Source organism: Trinickia symbiotica (assembly GCF_002934455.1).
GTDB lineage: Bacteria > Pseudomonadota > Gammaproteobacteria > Burkholderiales > Burkholderiaceae > Trinickia > Trinickia symbiotica.
Map to the genome: position 1 here is coordinate 155,506 of NZ_PTIR01000007.1, position 15,862 is coordinate 171,367.

A 15,862-nucleotide genomic window follows, 5' to 3' on the forward strand; every position below is an offset into this window, starting at 1 on the left:
GACACGTGAGCAACCTGATCATTCGCAAGGTGGCCGTGCTCGGCGCCGGCGTAATGGGCGCGCAGATCGCCGCGCACCTCATCAACGCCAAGGTGCCGGTGCTGCTGTTCGACCTTCCGGCCAAGGAAGGTCCGAAGAACGCGATCGCCCTCAAGGCGATCGACAATCTGAAGAAGCTCTCGCCGGCCCCGCTCGGCGTCAAGGACGATGCGCGCTACATCGAACCGGCGAACTACGAGGACGATATTGCCCGGCTCGCCGAATGCGACCTCGTGATCGAAGCGATCGCCGAGCGCATGGACTGGAAGCACGATCTCTACCAGAAGGTCTCGCCCCATCTCGCGCCCCATGCGATTTTCGCGACGAATACGTCGGGCCTCTCGATCACTCAGTTGTCCGAAGGATTTTCGGACGAGCTGAAGTCGCGCTTTTGCGGTGTGCATTTCTTCAATCCGCCGCGCTATATGCATCTGGTCGAGCTGATCCCGACGGCGACGACGCGCGCGCAGATCCTCGACGATCTCGAGTCGTTCCTCACGAGCGTCGTCGGCAAGGGCGTCGTCCGTGCGAAAGACACGCCGAACTTCATTGCGAACCGCGTCGGCGTCTTTTCCATCCTCGCCGTCATGGCGGAAGCCGCGAAATATGGGCTGCGCTTCGACGAGGTCGACGACCTGACGGGTGCGCGTCTCGGGCGCGCAAAGTCGGCAACGTTCCGCACAGCCGACGTCGTCGGCCTCGATACCTTGGTGCACGTCATCAAGACGATGCAGGACAATCTTCCCGAAGATCCGTTCTTCCCCGTCTACGAGACGCCTGCCGTGCTGGCATCGCTCGTCCAGAAGGGCGTGCTCGGACAGAAGAGCGGCAGCGGGTTCTATCGGAAGGAAGGCAAGGCGATCAAGGTGCTCGATCCGAAGACGGGCGAGTACTTCGAGAGCGGTGCCAAGGCGGACGAGCTCGTCGGTCGCATGCTGAAGCGTGCGCCGGCCGAGCGGCTGAAGCTGCTGCGCGAATCGGAGCACCCGCAGGCCCAATTTCTTTGGGCCATTTTCCGCGATGTTTTCCACTACATCGCCGTTCATCTCGAATCGATCGCGGACAACGCGCGTGACGTCGATCTCGCGATTCGATGGGGCTTCGGCTGGAGCGACGGGCCGTTCGAAGGATGGCAGGCCGCCGGCTGGAAGCAAGTGGCCGAATGGGTGCGGGACGATATCGCCGCGGGCAAGGCGCTCGCGAAGGCGCCGCTGCCCGCGTGGGTCTTCGACGGCCCCGTCGCCGAGAAAGGCGGCGTCCATACGAACGAGGGATCGTGGTCGCCGGCCGCGAAGTCGTTCGTGCCGCGTTCCACGCTCGGCGTCTATGACAAGCAGATGTTCCGCGCGCCGCTCGTCGGCGAGACGGGCCGCGATCCGAGAAAGCAGGGCAAGACGCTCTTCGAAAGCGAGACGCTGCGCGCGTGGGTCGACGATCGCGCCGGCGAAGAAGACGTCGTCATCGTTTCGTTCAAGAGCAAGATGAACACGATGGGGCCGAGCGTCATCGACGGGCTCGTGCAGGCGATCGATCTCGCCGAGAAGGACTACCGCGCCGTCGTCATTTGGCAGCCCACCTCGTTGACGCTTGGCACGCCCGGCGGACCGTTCTCGGCCGGTGCGAACCTCGAGGAGGCGATGCCCGCGTTCATGATGGGCGGCGCGAAGGGCATCGAGCCGTTCGTGAAGAAGTTCCAGCAGGGCATGCTGCGCGTCAAATACGCGAACGTGCCCGTCGTGACGGCGGTGTCGGGCATCGCACTCGGCGGCGGTTGCGAGCTGATGCTCCACAGCGCGAAGCGCGTGGCGCATTTCGAGAGCTACGTTGGGCTCGTGGAAGTCGGTGTCGGGCTGTTGCCGGCCGGCGGCGGTCTCAAGGAGGCGGTGTTGCGCGCGGCGGAAACGGCTGCCGCGGTCGGCGCGCCGCAGGGCGAGCTGCTCAAGTTCGTCAGCAAGTCGTTCGAGAACGCGGCGATGGCGAAGGTCTCGGGCTCCGCGCTCGAAGCGCGCGCAATGGGCTATCTGAAGCCGTCGGACACGATTGTCTTCAACGTTTTCGAGTTGCTCGATACGGCGAAGAAGGAAGCGCGCGCACTGGCGGCCGCCGGCTATCGGCCGCCGCTGCGGGCTTCGCAGATTCCTGTCGCGGGCCGCTCGGCGATTGCGACGATCAAGGCGCAGCTCGTCAACATGCGCGACGGCAACTTCATCAGCGCGCACGACTTCCTGATCGCCTCGCGCATCGCCGAGGTCATATGCGGCGGCGACGTGGAGGCGGGGAGCCTCGTCGACGAGGAGTGGCTCCTCACGCTCGAGCGCCGCGCGTTCGTCGAGCTGCTCGGCACGCAAAAGACGCAGGAGCGGATCATGGGCATGCTGCAGACCGGCAAGCCGGTGCGCAACTAAAGCGGTGGCAATGAGGAGCTGCAAATGAGCAAACAGCTGCAAGACGCATACATCGTCGCGGCAAGCCGCACGCCGATCGGCAAGGCGCCGCGCGGGGCGTTCAAGAACACGCGCCCGGACGAGCTGCTCGTCCATGCGATCAAATCGGCCGTCGCGCAGGTGCCGGCGCTCGATACGAACGTCATCGAAGACGCGATCGTCGGCTGCGCGATTCCCGAGGCCGAGCAAGGGCTCAACGTCGCCCGCATGGGCGCGCTGCTCGCGGGCCTGCCGAGGTCGGTCGGCGGCGTGACGGTCAATCGTTTCTGCGCATCGGGCCTGACTGCGCTCGCGATGGCGGCCGACCGGATCCGGGTCGGCGAGTCGGACGCGATGATCGCGGGAGGGTGCGAATCGATGAGCATGGTGCCGATGATGGGCAACACGCCGTCGATGTCGCCGCATATCTTCGATCGCGACGAAGACTATGGCATCGCCTATGGCATGGGGCTGACGGCCGAGCGCGTCGCCGAGCGCTGGAAGGTGAGCCGCGAGGACCAGGATCGCTTTTCGCTGAGTTCACACGAAAAGGCGATCGCCGCGCAAAGGGCTGGCGAATTCAAGGATGAGATCGCGCCTTATGCGCTCGTCGAGCGATTTCCGGATCTCGCCTCGGGCGAGGTCAAAGTCAGCACGCGCGAGCTCGCGCTCGACGAGGGCCCTCGGCCCGACACATCGATCGAAGGACTCGCGAAGCTCAAGCCTGTGTTCATGAGCAAGGGGTCGGTGACGGCCGGCAACAGCTCGCAGACATCGGACGGTGCGGGCGCCCTCATCGTCGTTTCGGAAAAGATCCTGAAGCAATTCAACCTGACGCCGCTGGCGCGTTTCGTGAGCTTCGCCGTGCGTGGCGTGCCTCCCGAAGTGATGGGCATTGGGCCGAAAGAGGCCATTCCCGTTGCGCTGAAGGCCGCCGGCCTCAAGCAGGACGATCTGGACTGGATAGAGCTCAACGAAGCGTTCGCGGCGCAGTCGCTCGCCGTCATTCGCGAGCTCGGGCTCGATCCCGCAAAGGTCAATCCGATCGGCGGAGCCATCGCGCTGGGGCATCCGCTCGGCGCGACCGGCGCGATTCGCGCGGCCACGGTCGTGCATGGCCTGCGTCGGCGCAATCTTAAGTACGGGATGGTGACGATGTGCGTCGGTACCGGCATGGGTGCCGCCGGCATTATCGAGCGCCTTTGATCGGCCTGACGCGGCAGATAGCGGTGACGGTTCGCGGGCTCGATGATCGTTCGCCGACGATCGGACAGCTTCGCGAGCCATCGCTTTTTCTGGAGTCGACAGATGACGGACGAAATTCTGGTGGAGCGCGCCGATGGCGTGATGGCGATTACCCTCAATCGTCCAAATAAAAAGAATGCGATCACGTCGGTGATGTATGCCGCGATGACCGAAGCGCTCGAGGATGCCCGCGACGACGCGGCCGTGCGTGCGATCGTGATTCGCGGCGCCGGAGGCGCATTCAGCGCGGGCAACGATCTCGAGGATTTCGTGAAGTCGCCGCCGATGGGCGATGACGCGCCGGTGCTGCGGTTTCTGCGCAGCATCAGCACCGCGCCAAAGCCGGTCGTGGCATCGGTAGCGGGCGTCGCGGTCGGGATCGGCACGACGCTGCTGCTTCATTGCGATCTCGTCTATGCGGCCGATTCGGCGACGTTCTCGTTGCCGTTCACGCAGCTCGGGCTGTGCCCGGAGGCGGCTTCGAGCATGTTGCTGCCGCGCCTGGCCGGTTATCAGCTCGCCGCGGAAAAGTTGCTGCTGGGTGAGGCGTTCGACGCACGCGAGGCGCATCGGATGGGAATCGTGAACCGCCTGCTGCCTGCGGGCGAAGTCGATGCGTTTGCTCTCGCGCAGGCAGCCAAGCTGGCGACGTTGCCGGCGTCGTCGCTGCGCGTGACGAAGCGCTTGATGAAGCAGGCGGGAGACCAGGAAGTCGCGCAGCGGATCAAGGAGGAAGTCGTGCACTTCGGCAAGATGCTGCTCGCGCCCGAAGCTCGCGAGGCGATGACGGCATTTCTTCAGAAGCGCAAGCCGGACTTTCGCCAGTTCGATTAGCCGACTGCGTCGATCCAGGGGTGCGACGTTCCGGTGGCGGGACGGCGCTCCCTATGCCGTTTCGTAGTCGACATACCCGGCCTCGCGGCAAAAGCTCAACAGCCGGATGCCTGCCTGACGCGCGATCGTGACAGCCAGCGACGACGGCGCCGATATCGTCGCGACCATCGGGATGCCGACGCGCGCCGCCTTACGTACCAGCTCGTAACTCGCACGGCTCGAAAGGAAGACGAAGCCGTCGGTCGTATCCGTGCGATCGAGGACGAGCTGGCCGATCAGCTTATCGAGCGCATTGTGTCGGCCGACGTCCTCGAAGGCGCGCCCAATCGACCCGTCGGCCGCGCACCATGCGGCGGCATGCAGGCCGCCCGTGAGCTTCGTGAGCGCCTGATGCTCGGGCAGCGCGCGCGCCGCGTGTGCGATAGCGTCGGATGCGAGGCGTGACAGGAATCCCGTATCGGAGACGCGCTCGGGCGCGAGATCGAGCAAATCGATGCTCTCGATACCGCATACCCCGCATCCGGTGCGGCCGGTGAGCGCACGCCGCTTTTCCTTGAGTGCGACGAACGCCTGCTGGACGACGGTCAGTTCGACCTGAGCGTGTGGAAACGGCAATTCTTCGCCGTGCATCGTCACTTCGATGTCATGGATGTCGCTGCCGCGCTCGACGATCCCTTCGGAAATCGCGAAGCCGACCGCGAACGCCTCGAGATCGCGTGGCGTACACATCATGACGGCATGCGAGATGCCGTTGAAAATGAGCGCGACCGGCCACTCCTGGCCGATCCGGTCGGCGGCGGTCTCGACGGCGCCCCCGCGATGCCGGCGCACTTGCTGCTCAACCACGCCCGATTGCTCGGCGTAATCCAATGGTTCGTTCAAGATCGCTCCTTGCTGGCCGCATTGACGCGCCGATAGAAGTTCTAAAATACCCGAACCAGACCATATCTGCCTGCCGAAACAAGGCTTCCTTGACCTAGAGGACATCGTCATGGGACTGCTCGAAGCGCCGTTCTTGTTCGATTTCGAAGTGGTGTCGTCAGAAGACTTCAAATTCATGCCGATGTCGGTGCGCTTCAACCTCGATCGCTTCGGGCTGCGTATCTCGCTCGCGCAGTGGCAGATGCTGCCCTATCCGGACCGCGTGCTGCTCGCGCGCTTTCCCGTCGACGACGATACGGCGATCGAGCCGAATTTCGACCATGCGCTCTTCGAGATGATGCGCACGCATGCGAATGTCGAGCCCGAATGGTTCACGCCGGACGCCGACCCCGCATGGCGCAAGGTCGACACCGTGCCCGAAGGCGTTACCCATCAGTGCGGCATCGCCGGGATTCCTCTCCCCTCGAATGACCGCTGGGCACAGCTCGCGCCATTCAAGCGCTATGTGCTGGCGAAGCTGTCGCGCAAGCCGGAAGGCAATCACGACTTCATACCGGCCATGAAGGAATTCGGGCTGGCGGCTTGAATTTAACAATCGTTGAGAATTGCGCGGAGCGATTGAGTAGCGGTTCGCTTCCGCGCGGTTTCGTCATACGAATATTGAAGGTGTCGTTTCGCGTTTTTGCACGGACGCGCTCAACTTTTGCGCAGCCCTGCCGTTATCCACGAGTTGGCGTGTCAAAAAACCCGCATTCCTTCGTATTCCATCAATAATGGGGTGCCTGCCCCGCAGGATGGGTGCGTCGTCCCCGGTGCGAACGGCGTTCGATAAATGAGATCTTTCTTTTCGAAGCGGTTGCTGATCAACTTCGTCGTCGTCGCGGCCGCGCTCGCCGCTTCGATGCGTTCGACGCGCTTTGCCATGCTGCTTCTGCTCGTGACGATGATCGCGGGCTGCGGCGTGCTGATCTACACCTTTGGCGCGCGCGAGGGCGCCGCGCGCGCGAAGCTGCGTGTCGCGCGCGTCATGCGTCGCAGCGACGAGCGCTTTCGCGAGCTTTTCGATGCCCATCCCGTGCCGATGTGGATCTATGACCGCGAAACGCTGAGCTTTCTCGCGGCGAACGACGCCGCCGTCGAGCAGTACGGTTACAGCGAAAGCGAGTTGCTTTCGATGACGATCCGCGAGATTCACCCGCCCGACGAGCTCGCGCGGCTCGATTCGTATCTGGGCCGCACCAGTGCGACGCCGCGCCGCGGCCGTGTCATGGCCGGGGTTTGGCGCCATCGGCGTCGCGACGGCTCGCTGCTCTCGGCCGATATCTCGAACCACGTGCTGAGCTTCATGGGCCGTCCGGCAATGTTTGTGCTGGCCGACGACGTGACCGATCAGATCAAGGCCGAAGCCGAGGCCCAGCGCTCGAACCAGATGCTCGAGACTGTCATCGACAACATCCCGCAGCGCATTTTCTGGAAAGACCGCGAATCGCGCTATCTCGGCTGCAATATGGCGTTCGCGCGCGACGCGGGGCTCGCCTATCCCGAGCAAGTGATCGGCAAGACCGACTACGACATGCCGTGGAAAAGCATGGCTGACTCGCTGCAGCGAGCCGATCGCGAAATCGTCGTGACCGGCGTGCCGAAGATGAACCTCGAGTTCGAACTCGTGGTGGAAGGCGTCTTGCGCGCCGGCATCACGAGCAAGATTCCGCTTACGAACGGCGACGGCACGGTGATCGGCGTGCTCGGCTCCTACACGGACACGACGGACCGCAAGCGGTCCGATCTGGCGCTGCGCCTGCAAAGCCGCGCGCTCGATGCGAGCGTCAATGCGATCGTCATCACGGGGCCGGCCGAGGGCGGCCATGTCATCGAGTACGCGAATCCCGCCTTCAAGCGCATCACGGGATACGAGCCGGCCGAGGTCATCGGCCACGACTCCCGGTTCCTGCAGCGCGACGATCGCGAGCAGGACGGGCTCGTCGCCATTCGCGAAGGGCTCGCGGCGAACCGTGAGGTCAGCGCGGTTTTGCGCAACTACCGCAAGGATGGCGCGCTGTTCTGGAATCAGCTCTACGTCGCGCCCGTGCCCGATACGGACGGCCGAATCACGCACCATATCGGCGTCATCAACGACGTCACCGAGCTGATCCGCTATCAGGAACAACTCGAATATCAGGCGAACTACGACAGTCTCACGAGGCTGCCCAATCGCATCCTCCTGCGCGAGCGGCTGCAGCAATCAATGGCGCGCGGCATCGAGCTCGCGGTCGTGTTCGTCGATCTCGACGGCTTCAAGAACGTCAACGACAGTCTCGGCCATAGCGTCGGCGACCGCCTGCTCGGCGTCGTTGCCGAGCGGCTCGCGCGCACGGCTCAGGCCGGCGATACCGTCGCGCGTCATGGCGGCGACGAGTTCGTGATCGTACTGACGGAGCTCGTCGGCGACGGTGCGCTCGTGAAGTGGATGGAGCGCGTTCGCGCGGTGATCTCGGAGCCGGTCATGCTCGACGGCACCGAACTCTATGTCGGCTGCAGCATGGGCGCGAGCCTCTTTCCGCAAGATGGTGAGGACGTCGAAACATTGCTGAAAAAGGCCGACCTCGCCATGTATCGCGCGAAGGACATGGGGCGCAACACGTTCCAGCTCTTTCAGCCAGAGATGAACACGAGCGTCGGTGCTCGCCTGAGTCTGGAGCGGCGCCTGCGCCGCGCGCTTCGCGACGGCGAATTCCTGCTTCACTATCAGCCGCAGGTCGACATCGGGACCGGGCGCATCGTCGGCATGGAGGCGCTCGTGCGCTGGCACGACCCGGAAGTGGGGCTCGTGCCGCCCTCGGCGTTCATTCCCGTCGCGGAAGAAAGCGGCCTCATCGGCCCGTTATCGGAGTGGGTGCTGCGCGAGGCCTGCCGCCAGAACAAAGCCTGGCAGGACGAAGGGCTGCCGCCCGCGCGCGTCTCGGTGAATCTGTCGGCCCGCCAGTTTCAGCAGCGCGACATCGCCAAGCTCGTCATGTCGATCCTCGAGGAGACCGGGCTCGAGCCGCGCTACCTCGAGCTCGAGCTGACCGAGAGCACGATCATGCGCAACGCCGAGGAAGCGGTCATCATGCTCAACGAGCTTCACGCGCTCGGTATCGGCCTCGCGATCGACGATTTCGGGACCGGCTATTCGAGCCTCAGCTATCTGAAGCGTTTTCCGGTCGACCGGCTCAAGATCGATCGCTCGTTCGTCTCGGACATCGGCGACTCCAGCGATGACGAGACGATTACCTCGGCCATCATCGCGCTCGCGCATTCGCTCGATCTGCAGGTCATTGCGGAAGGTGTCGAGACGGCCGCGCAACTCGACTTTCTGAAAGCGCGCGCCTGCCATGAAATGCAGGGCTACTACTTCGCGCGGCCGATGCCGCAGGATGCGATTCCCCAGCTTCTGGAGCGCGACCGAGGGCGCAAGACCGAACACGCCGACGCATAGGCGCCTGGGCGCCTAGGCGCATAGGCGCGGCGCTGGCGGTGCTTCAGCCGAGTTCCGGCAGCTTGCGCGGACGGCGATCGCGATCGGTGGCGACATAGGTGAGCGTGGCTTCCGTCACCTTCACGACTTCCTCGGAGAGGCTCATGCGCTGCGCGAACACCTCGACGTCCACCGTGATCGAGGTGTTGCCCGTCTTGACGATCTCGGCGTAAAAGCTGAGCAGGTCGCCGACGAATACCGGCTGCTTGAAGACGAACGAGTTCACGGCCACCGTCGCGACGCGGCCGTTGGCGCGGCGGCTCGCGGGGATCGATCCCGCAATGTCGACCTGCGCCATGATCCAGCCGCCGAATACGTCGCCGTGGACGTTGGCGTCCGACGGTTGTGGCATGACGCGCAAGGCGCAGGATTTTTGCGGAAGCATGGGCGAAAAGGTCATGGGTGCACCGTGAAAAAGTAAAAACGATCCGCGCCGCAAGGGCGCAAACGCCGCCGATCGGGTTCTGCGACAATACCGGCACGGGCGGTGTGACGGCGTTGGAATTGTACGGGCAACGCCGAGCCCGGGTCCCCACATTTTGCAGAGTTGTTGCCGCGGCTGTTGCCGATGATTTCATGCGACGTTTTTCCGCTTCCACGGAGCTCGCTCCGCCGTCCGACGCGCCGCGCCGCGATTGGCAGACGATTCGCTCGCTGCTGCCTTACCTCGCCACCTACAAGGGGCGCGTCGCGCTTGCGCTGACCTGCCTGGTCGGCGCGAAAGTCGCGAACCTTGGCGTGCCGATCGTCATGAAGCGCATCGTCGATGGTCTCGCATCGATGCAGCATCTGACGGCGCTCGGCCGGGCCGAGCACGAACCGGCGATCGTGCTCGCGGGCGGCATCGCGCTGCTCGTCGTCGCCTATGCGGTCGTGCGGCTTTCGACGTCGGCGTTCACCGAGCTGCGCGAGATTCTGTTCTCGAAAGTCACGGAAAGCGCCGTGCGCGAGCTCGCGCTGAAAGTCTTCCGGCACCTCCATTCGCTTTCGTTGCGCTTTCATCTCGAGCGGCAGACGGGCGGGATGTCGCGCGACATCGAACGCGGCACGCGAGGCATTCAGCAACTGATTTCTTATTCGCTCTACAGCATCTTGCCGACTCTCGTCGAAGTCGGTCTCGTGCTCGGTTTTTTCATCGTCAAGTACGAGGCCTACTACGCCGTGGTCGCGTTGATTGCGCTCGTCGTCTACATCGCATTCACGGTGAAGGTCACGGAATGGCGAACGCACTTTCGCCGGACGATGAACGAACTCGATTCGCGCGCGAACTCGCGGGCCATCGATTCGCTGCTCAATTACGAGACCGTCAAGTACTTCGGGAACGAGGAATGGGAAGCAAAGCGCTACGACGAAAACCTCAAGCGCTACCGCGCGGCGGCGATCAAATCGCAGAACTCGCTTTCATTGCTGAACTTCGGGCAGCAGACGATCATCGGCACCGGTCTCGTCTTCATTCTCTGGCGCGCGACCTCGGGCGTGATGGCGGGACGCCTCACGCTCGGCGACCTCGTGCTCATCAATACGTTCATGCTCCAGCTTTATATCCCGCTGAACTTCCTCGGCGTGGTCTATCGCGAGCTGAAGCAGGCGCTCACCGATATGGACCGGATGTTCACGCTGCTGGGCGCCGCCCGCGAGATACCCGATGCGCCCGGCGCCGCGTCGCTTGCCGTACGCGGGGCGGAGCTCTCGCTCGAGCGCGTCTCGTTCGCCTACGAGCCGTCACGGCAGATCCTCCACGACGTGAGCTTCACGATCGCCGCCGGCACGACGACAGCCGTCGTCGGCGCGAGCGGTGCCGGCAAGTCCACGCTGGCAAGGCTCCTTTTTCGCTTTTACGATCTCGACCGGACGGCGGGCGGTGCGATCCGCATCGACGGGCAGGACATCCGTGACGTGAAGCAGGAGACGTTGCGAGCGGCGATCGGCATCGTGCCGCAGGACACGGTGCTGTTCAACGATACGATCTACTACAACATCGCTTACGGCAGGCCGAGCGCCACGCGCGAGGAAGTCGTCGCGGCCGCGCGCGCCGCACATATTCACGACTTCATCGAGGGATTGCCGAAGGGCTATGACACGCCTGTCGGCGAGCGCGGTCTCAAGCTGTCGGGCGGCGAGAAGCAACGCGTGGCGATCGCGCGCACGCTCCTCAAGGACCCGCCGATCCTCGTTTTCGACGAAGCCACATCGGCGCTCGATTCCCGCTCGGAGCGCGCGATTCAGGCGGAGCTCGATCAGATCGCGCGCGGACGCACGACGCTCGTCATCGCACACCGACTCTCGACGGTCGTCCACGCGCATCAGATCATCGTGATGGACCACGGCCGCATCGTCGAGCGCGGCACGCACGCCGAGCTCGTGCGCGCGGGCGGTCATTTTGCGCAGATGTGGGCACTGCAACAGCAGCAGGCGGCGCGCGAGGCGCCGCTCGCCGACCCGGCGATCGTCAACGGGTCCGCACGCTGAGTGTCGAGTCGAGCTCGCGCAATTGCTGCGGCGTCCCGACGTTTTCCCAGCGCCCGTCATAGAACTCGCCGCTTGCGCGGCCGGCTCCGATGGTTTCCCGGTAGTACGGCTTCAACGCGCAGCGCTCGCCGCGGCCGAGGCCGCGGAACATCCGTGTGTCGTAGAGTCCGATGTTGCCGAACGTATAGCGCGGGGCGCCGTCGAGTGCAAGCTGACCGTCGATCAGCGCGAAGTCGCCCGTCGGATGAAACGGCGGGTTCGGGACCATGACGAGGTGCATGCCCGGTTGCGCCGATTGCGCGAGTCGCCCGGCGGGCTCGTGTAAGCGGGCGTAATCGAAATCGCAGTAGATGTCCCCGCTCACCGCGACGAAGATCTGAGGCCGGCCGTCATCCTCGAGAAGCGGCAGCGCCTGAGCGATGCCACCCGCCGTTTCCAGTGCGACGGTTTCCGCCGAGTAGGCGAGGCGCACGCCCCAGCGCGAGCCGTCGCCAAGCGCCGCTTCGATCCGCTCGCCGAGCCAGGCATGATTGACGACGATCGTCGTGAAACCCGCGCGAGCGAGGCGCTCGATCTGCCAGACGATGAGCGGCTTGCCGCCCACCTCGAGCAACGGCTTCGGGCAGGTATCGGTAAGCGGCCGCATTCTTTCGCCGCGGCCCGCCGCGAAAATCATCGCCTTGTTGATCGGCGCCGCGTTCGCAGCTCCTGCCGCCGCTCGTTGTATCGCGTTGATCGGCTTGGCCGTCATGTCGTTCTGTTTATCCAGTTTTTGGAAACGTCGAAAGGCTCAGAATGTATAGCCAATTTCGGCGGCGCGGCCGTCGAGTTCGTCGAGCAGTTGCGCGAACGGCGCGAGCGGCCGGTACCGTTCGCTGACCTTGCGAGCGTAGCCGATGAAGCGTGGCAGATCGGCGAGATAGCGCGCTTTGCCGTCGCGGTGATTGAGTCGCGCAAAGAGTCCGAGGATCTTGATGTGGCGCTGCAGGCCCATCCATTCGATCTGCCTGTAGAACTCGCCAAAGTCGGGGTCCACGGGAAGCCCCGCCTTTTTGGCGCGCTCCCAATAGTAGACGAAGCAATCGAGCTCGAACTCCTCGTCCCACGTCAGAAAGGCATCGCGCATGAGCGAAGCGACATCGTAAGTAATCGGCCCCATCACCGCATCCTGGAAGTCGAGCACGCCCGGGTTCGGCTCGCAGATCATGAGATTGCGGGGCATGAAATCGCGCAGCATGTAGACCTGCGGCTGCGCGCGTGCGCTCGCGATGACGAGCGCGTAGGTGCGGTCGAGCACGGCGCGCGTTTTCTCGTCGACGGCACGGTTCAGGTGGCGGCCAATGTACCACTCGGGCATGAGCTCCATCTCGCGGCGCATGAACGCTTCGTCGAACACAGGCAACACCCCTTCGCGTGACGCGAGCTGCCAGCGGATCAGCGCGTCGAGCGCGTCCCGCATGAGCGGCCGCGCGCTTTGTGGATCGTTCGCGTCGAGTGCTGCTATGTAGGACCGCGTGCCGAGATCGCTCACCAACATGAAGCCGCGCTCGAGATCGCATTCGAGCACTCGCGGCACGTGCACGCCCGCTTGCGCGAGCAGGCCCGCGATCTCGGCGAATTCGCGGCATTTCTCGGGCGGCGGGGCGTCGACGGCGATGAGCGTCGCGCCGTGATCGCCAGCCGATGCCAACCGGAAATAGCGGCGGAAGCTTGCATCGGCGGAAGCGGGTGCGAGCGTGGCAAGGTCGAGCGCATAGCGCGCCGCGTGCGTGCCAAGCCACTCGCTCAGCGAATCGAGGCGGGCGTCGGCGGGGGAGGTCGTCGTCATGAAAGGCGGGAGGCAAAACGTCTTGCCATATAATACCCGACGACTTTTTTTGATGCGCCCCGTGTTGGCCCTCGCACGGTCCCGTTGGACCGCCTTTCATCGCGCGCCCTGGCAAGCGGGCGCTCGATGAGACCGCCACGTCCCGCGGCGGTGCACGCAGGCAGCGACCGGCCCGTTGCCGGCCCGCCGGCCGATTCGAATATCGATACATGCCGCCCAGACACCTTCGAACGCATCCCTTCGGCTTCCGCATCTGCGATCGCGCCCCGCGCATGAAACGGCTCGCCGCGGCATTGATTGCCGTGCCGGGTCTCATGCCGTCGATCTCGAATGCGCAGCTATCCGGCGCCGCAGCCGAGCCGCAGCAGATCGACGTGCCTTGGGGGCTGCGGCTCGCGCCGCAGATCGAGGAGCATCCGCTTGCCCCAGGCAGCGCTCCCTCGACGTTCGTGCTCGGCGACCAGGCGAGCGGCACGGCGGACCGCGACATGGCCGCGAAGGGTGCCGCCGAAGTGCGGCGCGGCGTGTCGGTCGTGAAAGGCGATGCGCTTCACTACGATCAGGACACCGACATGGCCGATGCTTACGGGCATGTGCGGATTAGCACCAACGGTGCGGTGTTCTACGGGCCCGAGGCCCATATGCAGGTCGAATCGAGTCAGGGCTTCATGCCGGTGCCGAAGTATCACTTCACCACGCGCGGCGGCTCGGGAAGCGCAAAAGAGGTCAAGCTGCTCGATAGCGAGCGTTCCGTATTCACCGATGCGACCTACACGGCGTGCCAGTGCGAAACGCGCCCGGCCTGGTACATTCGCGGCAGCAAGTTCGAATTCGACACGGGCCAGGACGAGGGCGTCGCGCGCAACGGCGTGCTGTTTTTCCAGGGCGTGCCGATCTTCGCGAGCCCGTGGCTTTCGTTTCCGCTCAGCAACGAGCGCAAGAGCGGCCTGTTGCCGCCGACCTTCTCATTCGGCTCGACGAATGGGTTCGATTTCTCGCAGCCGTACTATTTCAATATCGCGCCGAACCGCGATCTGACGGTGACGGGGCGCTATATCGAAAGGCGCGGCGTGCAGTTGCAGCAGCAGTTCCGCTATCTTTCGCCGAGTTACTCGGGCACGTTCTATACCGATTACCTGCCGAACGACGCCGCCGCCCACCGAAACCGCTACGCGATCTTCTGGCAGCACAATCAGAATCTCGGCAACGGGTTCGGCTTTTACGTCAATTACAACAAGGTCTCGGATATCAACTATCCGTACCAGCTCGGCTCGGCGGGCAACCAGTACACGGTCGGCGCGCAGCTCGTCTATGCGCAGGAAGCCGGCTTCACCTACAACAGCGGCCCTTGGTCGGTGCTGTTGCGCGAGCAGCACTGGCTGTCGTTCGATCCCGGCGCGACGCCTTACGGGCGCGAGCCGCAATTGAACGTCAAGTACACGCGGTACAACGTCGGCGGCTTCGACTTCGGCGCGGAGGCCGACGCGACGCGTTTCACGATACCGGTCTCCAATTCCACGCAAGGCGATCGGTTTGCTTTCAATCCGTACGTGTCTTACGGCATCTATGCGCCCGGCTACTTCATCGTGCCGAAAGTGCAGGCCCACGTTGCCGCGTACAACCTCACAAATATCGGCACGGACGTGCCGGCGGGCGAGCCCAAGAACTTCACCGAGGCTGTCCCGACGTACAGTTTCGACAGCGGCCTCATCTTCGAACGATCGGTGCGGCTTTTCGGCGGCGATTACATCCAGACGCTGGAGCCGAGGCTCTACTATGTCTATTCGCCGTACCGCAATCAGAATCGCGCGCCGCTCTTCGATACAGCTCCGATCGACTTCGGGCTTGCGGAGATGTTCATGCCCAATACGTTCGTCGGCAACGACCGCGTGGCCGACGCGAACCGCGTCACGACTGCGCTGACGACGCGTTTCATCGACGCCGCCACGGGCGACGAGCGCGCGCGCTTCGTCATCGCCCAGCAATACAACTTCGTCAACCAGCGCGTGCTGGTCAGCACGACCAACGTGCAACCCGGGACGAAAGGCTCGAACGTCATCGCGGGCGGGTCGCTCAAGATCGGCGCCGGTTTTTCGACGCAGGCGGCCGTCCAATATAATGCCGAGCAGAGTCAGTTCGTCCAGGCCATCACCGGCTTCGGCTTCAGCCCCGCCGATCGCAAAGTGATCAACATGTCGTATCAATACACGCGGGCCGATCTGGCACTCAACAACAACGAGCCGATCAACCAGTTGCTGATCTCGGGCGAATGGCCGATCACCCGGCGCATCTTCGCGGTCGGGCGGATCGAGTACGATTTGGCCGACAAGCGTGTTGTCGACGGACTGGTCGGCTTCCAGTACGATGCCGACTGCTGGGGCTTCGGCATCGGTCTGCAACGCTATGTGAACGGGATCACGGCCTCGGGCGTGCCGAGTTCCGGCACGCGCGTGCTCGCGCAACTGACGCTGAAGGGCCTTTCGCACGTGGACAACGGGCTCACGGCGGCGTTCAGGGCCGGCGTGGAAGGGTATCAGCCGCCCCCGCCGCCGGCGCCGCCGCTGTCACGGTTCTCCGATTACGAGTGAGGACGAGGCGGCGGTCAGCATTTTCCGGCGCGCCGCG

The 15,862-nt window shown here is 64.1% G+C and carries 11 protein-coding genes; 7 read left to right on the forward strand and 4 right to left on the reverse strand.

Features of this window, described 5'->3' with window-relative positions; all coding sequences use genetic code 11:
- Positions 1–5: 5 nt before the first annotated feature.
- From B0G57_RS12625 to B0G57_RS12635, 3 genes are all read left to right on the forward strand, one after another.
- Positions 6–2,444 (forward strand): 3-hydroxyacyl-CoA dehydrogenase/enoyl-CoA hydratase family protein, encoded by a 2,439-nt coding sequence (locus tag B0G57_RS12625; protein WP_018443715.1) that lies wholly within the window; start codon positions 6–8, stop codon positions 2,442–2,444.
- Between the two features lie 24 nt (positions 2,445–2,468).
- Positions 2,469–3,668, forward strand: a complete 1,200-nt coding sequence (locus B0G57_RS12630) for an acetyl-CoA C-acyltransferase (RefSeq protein WP_018443716.1) — start codon at positions 2,469–2,471, stop codon at positions 3,666–3,668.
- Positions 3,669–3,770: 102 nt separating this feature from the next.
- Positions 3,771–4,541, forward strand: a complete 771-nt coding sequence (locus B0G57_RS12635; protein ID WP_026230234.1) for an enoyl-CoA hydratase — start codon at positions 3,771–3,773, stop codon at positions 4,539–4,541.
- Positions 4,542–4,592: 51 nt separating this feature from the next.
- Here the strand turns inward: B0G57_RS12635 and fdhD are convergent, their stop codons facing one another.
- Complete coding sequence (gene fdhD / locus B0G57_RS12640) at positions 4,593–5,423, reverse strand: formate dehydrogenase accessory sulfurtransferase FdhD (protein WP_026230235.1); 831 nt, start codon at positions 5,421–5,423, stop codon at positions 4,593–4,595.
- Positions 5,424–5,532: 109 nt separating this feature from the next.
- Here fdhD and B0G57_RS12645 point away from each other — a divergent pair, with 109 nt between their 5' ends.
- Together B0G57_RS12645 and B0G57_RS12650 are read left to right on the forward strand one after the other, a co-directional pair.
- Entirely contained in the window at positions 5,533–6,009 is a 477-nt protein-coding gene (locus tag B0G57_RS12645; protein ID WP_018443719.1) for a nitrate reductase associated protein, read from the forward strand.
- A gap of 246 nt (positions 6,010–6,255) precedes the next feature.
- The gene (locus B0G57_RS12650) at positions 6,256–8,901 is read left to right on the forward strand and encodes a sensor domain-containing protein (RefSeq protein WP_018443720.1); all 2,646 of its coding nucleotides are present in this window, start codon (positions 6,256–6,258) and stop codon (positions 8,899–8,901) included.
- Between the two features lie 43 nt (positions 8,902–8,944).
- Here B0G57_RS12650 and B0G57_RS12655 read toward each other — a convergent pair whose 3' ends face one another.
- Positions 8,945–9,340, reverse strand: a complete 396-nt coding sequence (locus B0G57_RS12655; protein WP_020566544.1) for an acyl-CoA thioesterase — start codon at positions 9,338–9,340, stop codon at positions 8,945–8,947.
- 176 nt (positions 9,341–9,516) lie between these two features.
- Here B0G57_RS12655 and B0G57_RS12660 point away from each other — a divergent pair, with 176 nt between their 5' ends.
- Entirely contained in the window at positions 9,517–11,409 is a 1,893-nt protein-coding gene (locus tag B0G57_RS12660; protein WP_018443722.1) for an ABCB family ABC transporter ATP-binding protein/permease, read from the forward strand.
- On the opposite strand, the gene murU is transcribed toward B0G57_RS12660, so the two are convergent.
- Together murU and B0G57_RS12670 are read right to left on the reverse strand one after the other, a co-directional pair.
- Entirely contained in the window at positions 11,390–12,085 is a 696-nt protein-coding gene (murU, locus tag B0G57_RS12665) for an N-acetylmuramate alpha-1-phosphate uridylyltransferase MurU (RefSeq protein WP_035469672.1), read from the reverse strand. The two genes, B0G57_RS12660 and murU, sit on opposite strands and share 20 nt — an antisense overlap.
- A 114-nt stretch (positions 12,086–12,199) precedes the next feature.
- On the reverse strand, positions 12,200–13,237 hold the full coding sequence (locus B0G57_RS12670) for an aminoglycoside phosphotransferase family protein (protein WP_018443724.1): 1,038 nt from the start codon (positions 13,235–13,237) through the stop codon (positions 12,200–12,202).
- Between the two features lie 209 nt (positions 13,238–13,446).
- On the opposite strand from B0G57_RS12670, the gene B0G57_RS12675 reads away from it, so the two are divergent.
- Positions 13,447–15,825 (forward strand): LPS-assembly protein LptD, encoded by a 2,379-nt coding sequence (locus B0G57_RS12675; RefSeq protein ID WP_018443725.1) that lies wholly within the window; start codon positions 13,447–13,449, stop codon positions 15,823–15,825.
- Positions 15,826–15,862: the final 37 nt, after the last annotated feature.

Excerpts from the sequence above, each read along its gene's own strand:
- murU (WP_035469672.1), bottom strand. The coding sequence starts at position 12,085 with ATGATTTTCGCGGCGGGCCGCGGCGAAAGAATGCGGCCGCTTACCGAT.
- B0G57_RS12645 (WP_018443719.1), top strand. The coding sequence starts at position 5,533 with ATGGGACTGCTCGAAGCGCCGTTCTTGTTCGATTTCGAAGTGGTGTCG.
- B0G57_RS12650 (WP_018443720.1), top strand. The coding sequence starts at position 6,256 with ATGAGATCTTTCTTTTCGAAGCGGTTGCTGATCAACTTCGTCGTCGTC.
- B0G57_RS12660 (WP_018443722.1), top strand. The coding sequence starts at position 9,517 with ATGCGACGTTTTTCCGCTTCCACGGAGCTCGCTCCGCCGTCCGACGCG.
- B0G57_RS12630 (WP_018443716.1), top strand. The coding sequence starts at position 2,469 with ATGAGCAAACAGCTGCAAGACGCATACATCGTCGCGGCAAGCCGCACG.
- B0G57_RS12635 (WP_026230234.1), top strand. The coding sequence starts at position 3,771 with ATGACGGACGAAATTCTGGTGGAGCGCGCCGATGGCGTGATGGCGATT.
- B0G57_RS12655 (WP_020566544.1), bottom strand. The coding sequence starts at position 9,340 with ATGACCTTTTCGCCCATGCTTCCGCAAAAATCCTGCGCCTTGCGCGTC.
- B0G57_RS12675 (WP_018443725.1), top strand. The coding sequence starts at position 13,447 with ATGCCGCCCAGACACCTTCGAACGCATCCCTTCGGCTTCCGCATCTGC.
- B0G57_RS12670 (WP_018443724.1), bottom strand. The coding sequence starts at position 13,237 with ATGACGACGACCTCCCCCGCCGACGCCCGCCTCGATTCGCTGAGCGAG.